Origin of the sequence: Flavobacterium sp. UBA4854 (assembly GCF_002399805.1) — a bacterium.
GTDB classification, from domain to species: domain Bacteria; phylum Bacteroidota; class Bacteroidia; order Flavobacteriales; family Flavobacteriaceae; genus Flavobacterium; species Flavobacterium ginsengisoli.
The window spans coordinates 7899-11728 of the sequence record NZ_DHEI01000158.1; the positions used below are offsets into that span (position 1 = coordinate 7899).

Annotated in this window: 5 protein-coding genes and 1 pseudogene; 1 reads left to right on the forward strand and 5 read right to left on the reverse strand. The window is 31.5% G+C overall.

The features are described 5' to 3' along the window. Positions 1–289, forward strand: a pseudogene (locus B3J44_RS22550) (tRNA (N(6)-L-threonylcarbamoyladenosine(37)-C(2))-methylthiotransferase MtaB); the annotation flags it as partial. Positions 290–447: 158 nt separating this feature from the next. Here B3J44_RS22550 and B3J44_RS22555 read toward each other — a convergent pair. From B3J44_RS22555 to B3J44_RS22575, 5 genes are all read right to left on the reverse strand, one after another. Beyond that, positions 448–954 (reverse strand): hypothetical protein, encoded by a 507-nt coding sequence (locus tag B3J44_RS22555; RefSeq protein ID WP_286971565.1) that lies wholly within the window; start codon positions 952–954, stop codon positions 448–450. Between the two features lie 66 nt (positions 955–1020). Beyond that, a complete protein-coding gene (locus tag B3J44_RS22560; protein ID WP_278020636.1) occupies positions 1021–1737 on the reverse strand; it encodes a 3-ketoacyl-ACP reductase in 717 nt (238 codons plus the stop codon). A gap of 113 nt (positions 1738–1850) precedes the next feature. Then, positions 1851–2438 carry a phospholipid scramblase-related protein gene (locus B3J44_RS22565; RefSeq protein WP_286971567.1) on the reverse strand — a complete coding sequence of 196 codons (588 nt, stop codon included), beginning with the start codon at positions 2436–2438 and terminating at the stop codon, positions 1851–1853. Between the two features lie 40 nt (positions 2439–2478). Next, a complete protein-coding gene (locus B3J44_RS22570; protein ID WP_286971568.1) occupies positions 2479–3189 on the reverse strand; it encodes an SIMPL domain-containing protein in 711 nt (236 codons plus the stop codon). A gap of 38 nt (positions 3190–3227) precedes the next feature. Further along, on the reverse strand, positions 3228–3830 hold a 603-nt coding region (locus tag B3J44_RS22575; protein ID WP_286971570.1), incomplete at its 5' end, for a YfbK domain-containing protein.

Genomic DNA, 3830 nt, shown 5'->3' on the forward strand with positions numbered 1-3830 from the left:
AGGCGTTGTTCCTTCAAATGTTAGAGCAAAACGCAGTAAAATGCTTCGTGGCTTATCGGTTAAAAAACGCCGTGCATTCTACGAAAGCCAGTTAGGAACAAATAGAACGGTTCTTTTTGAAAGTGAAAATAAAGAAGGATACATTCACGGATTTACAGAAAACTACGTGAAAGTAAAAACACCTTGGAATCCAGAATTGGTAAATACTCTGCAAGAAATCAATTTAACTAAAATAGACGAAGACGGAAGTGTACGTTTGGAGTTTTTGAATAAATTGGCGGAAGCTTAAAAATAAACTCAAAGTATTTGTCATTCCGAGGAACGAGGAATCACACTCGAAACTCTACAAAGATTGACAATTATAGCATACGGAATTACTAGTGTGATTCCTCGTTCCTCGGAATGACAAAAAAAGCCTCTAATAAGAGGCTTTTGTGTTTTTATAAATTACTCATTTTCCTGAACAACCAATTTCAAAGAATTAATATAATCGGTATCAAATTCGATCACTCGAATTTTTTCGGGATTAAAACCTAATTCTCCACCAAATTGACCTCGTGTATCTAAAAAATCTATTGTCAATTCTTCGTCGTTTAAACCAATTAATTTTCCTAAATAAGCAGATTTAGATGATTTTTTTGCGATTTGAAAAATGCTGTATTTCTCAGAAATATATTTGATAATAGAAGCTAAATCTCTGATTGGAATAATATCATCAGAATTTATTTTTAAACCTTTTAAACGAATTATTTTCTCAGTAAAAGCCAAATCGTGATCTCGGTTTACAGCTTCAATGTTTTTATTTCTAAGAATAACAAAACCATCCAAAACAAAATCTACAGGATTATTTCTGAGTAAAATCCAGTCGTCAGAATAATCGATTAGAAAACCAGAGAAAACTTGTTTTTTATCTTGAAATTCTATTTCGACCAATTGTCTTAAATATTGTTCCATATTACTATTTTTTGTTGATATAACTTTGTCAAAGTTTAAAACTTTGACAAAGATTTTATAGACGTTTTAAGGATTAGTAGACCAAATACTGCTGTTTTTAATAAATACTCTTCTATTTAATTTTAGTTGAGCAATAATTAAATCTGCCATATCTTCAGACTGCATTACTTTTTCTGGGTTTCCATCAGTAAGATTTAGATCTTTTGCCATGTCAGTTGCAACTGTACTTGGCGTTAACGCTGTAACACGAATATTGTGTTTTCTCATTTCCTGCATCAAAGAGTCGGTTAAACCTAAAACAGCAAATTTAGAAGCACTGTAAGCGCTTGTCAAAGCGTTTCCGTTTAATCCAGCAGTTGAAGAAATATTGATAATGTCTCCAGTTTGCCTTTCGATCATATTTGGGATAATCGCGCGAGTTGTATAATACGTTCCCATTAAATTTACCTGAATAATTCTTTCCCAAGCCTCTGGTTCTAATTCTAAGAACTTCCCAAAAGAAGCAATTCCGGCGCTATTAATTAAGATGTCAATACTTTTAAATTCTGCGATTGCTTTTTCAGCGGCAGCATTTATAGAATTAATATCAGAAACATCTGCAGCTAAAGCCAAAGTTTTTACACCAAGTTTAGAAGTTTCTTCTGCCAGTTGATCGATATCGCTTTTAGTTCTAGAAACTAAAATCAGGTTTACACCTTCTTTCGCCAAAGCAATTGCCACAGCTTTTCCTATTCCTTTTCCTGCGCCAGTAATAAAGGCATTTTTATTTTTTAAGTCGGTCATGATTGTATTTTTAGAAATGCAGAAAGCATCATTTTAAGTCTTACAAAAATAAGGTTTTGAAAACTAAAATGATGCTTTAAAAGATATTCTTAATCTAAGTTTAACAAGTTTTGTTATTCTTTTAGAACCATGTCAATACACATTACAGCTCCTAATATCAATTGTCTCAACGAACTATCAGCTGGAACTGAATCTTCAATTTGAAGCGCATAATTATCAGCAGTTGTAAAAAACTCTTTTCCTAATCCGGCCCATTTTTTATTTACTTGAGCCAATTGTTTGCCTTCATGTGAAAATTTAAAATCCCAACCTGTCCATTTTCCTTGAAGCGTTGCTACAGGTTTTTCGTTTTTATCCAGAATATCAAACTTTCCTCCAATAGAAAAGAACTTTTGTTTGAAAGTTCCAATCAATTGATCTTTTTCATTCAATACTTCTACAGTCGATCTAAAGATGGCAATATCTCTTCTTACCGTAATTAACTTTTCGCCAGAAGCAGTTGTAATTTCAATATTAAATGGAGTTGCTCTTTTATAATCTGTAAAGCGGAATATTTTTGTGAAAAAACCAAGATTGTTTTCTCGGCAGTTCATAATAATTTGATTGTTTTCTGGATGATATATGTCGTAGTTGTTTGCGGCTTTGAACATTCCGATATGTTCTTTTACTAAAAATAGATTTTGGCTTAAAATAGGATTCATGAATTTTGCGTGTAATTAATTTATTATGATTGTATTAAAATTATTCTATGAGAAATCGGACTTGTACTGAGCTGGATATTTTAATTTTTTCGAATTCTATAACAGGTTCGCTCGGAGCACTTTCACTTTCGTATCTTTTTCCACCATAACCAGTGTTTACGACAATACCAGCAGCTCTGCCATATAATTGTTGAGAAATATCTTCAAAATTGCTAATTTGTATAGAATTCCCAACTTTTTGATTTAAAGGTTTAGCAAAACTTTCTGCTGTTAGTTTCGCATTCAATATCGCTTTACCATTAATTAAAAGTTTGATTTTTTTTTCATCAATATTTTCAATTTTTTCAATGCGTACATTTGAAATCCCAATTTTTTCTAATCCAATAAAGACATTAGAAGTTTCGATTGCATTTTTAACTATGATAGAATACGATTTTGATTTAAAAATATCATTTTGCTTTAGTAAATAATTTTTAAAATTACTGGACATATCATTAACAGTAACTTCTTTTTCGATGTTGATTCCAATTTCCTTTAATTTTGAAAACATGTCTTTTTCTAAATCTTCTACCGATTTTTTCCCTTTGGAATCTTTCTCACTTAATAAAACATTGATCCATATTTTATTTGGAAGTACCAATGTGTCTGCCTGACCTGAAACTTCGATGAAGGGTTTATCAATTGAATTTTTAGTTTGAGAAAAAGAATTTACACTTGCAAATGCTAATAACGCGTATAGTAGTTGTTTCATTGTTTATAAATTGAATTTCAAATGTAATACAATATTTATTAATTATACTGTTTGGACGTTTCAACCAGACGAATAAACTCAGCTTTGTAGCCTTCTCCGTCGTTTGAATTTCCTTGTTTTGCCAATTTAACAATTTCTTCTGAAGATTTGTTGGCGATTAATTTTGAATCTCTCAATTTTAATCCGAACCAAGCTACGGCAGCACTAAACTTCATATCGTCACTTGCTTTTTCTAAAACAACCGATTTGTTTTCGATTACCTGAACCATTTCGATGCTTTTTTCTCCGTCAGGCTTTTTGTAACGAAATTTAATAGTGGCTAATTCTCCATTGTAATTATTCGAATTTGTTTCTGTTTTAGTGTATTTTAAATCATCTGGCTGTTCGGCTAAATAATCGCTTTTTACTCCAGTCGGAATAATTTCATACAAAGCCGTAACGGTATGATTACTTCCTAATTCTCCAGCATCAATGGCATCATTCTTAAAATCTTCTGGACGCAATTTTCTGTTTTCATACCCAATCAAACGATAAGCCTGAACTTGTTTCGGATTAAATTCAATTTGAATTTTTACATCTTTCGCGATAGCAAACATAGAACCTTTAAATTCTTTTCCTAAAAAACGATTTGCTTCTTGAAT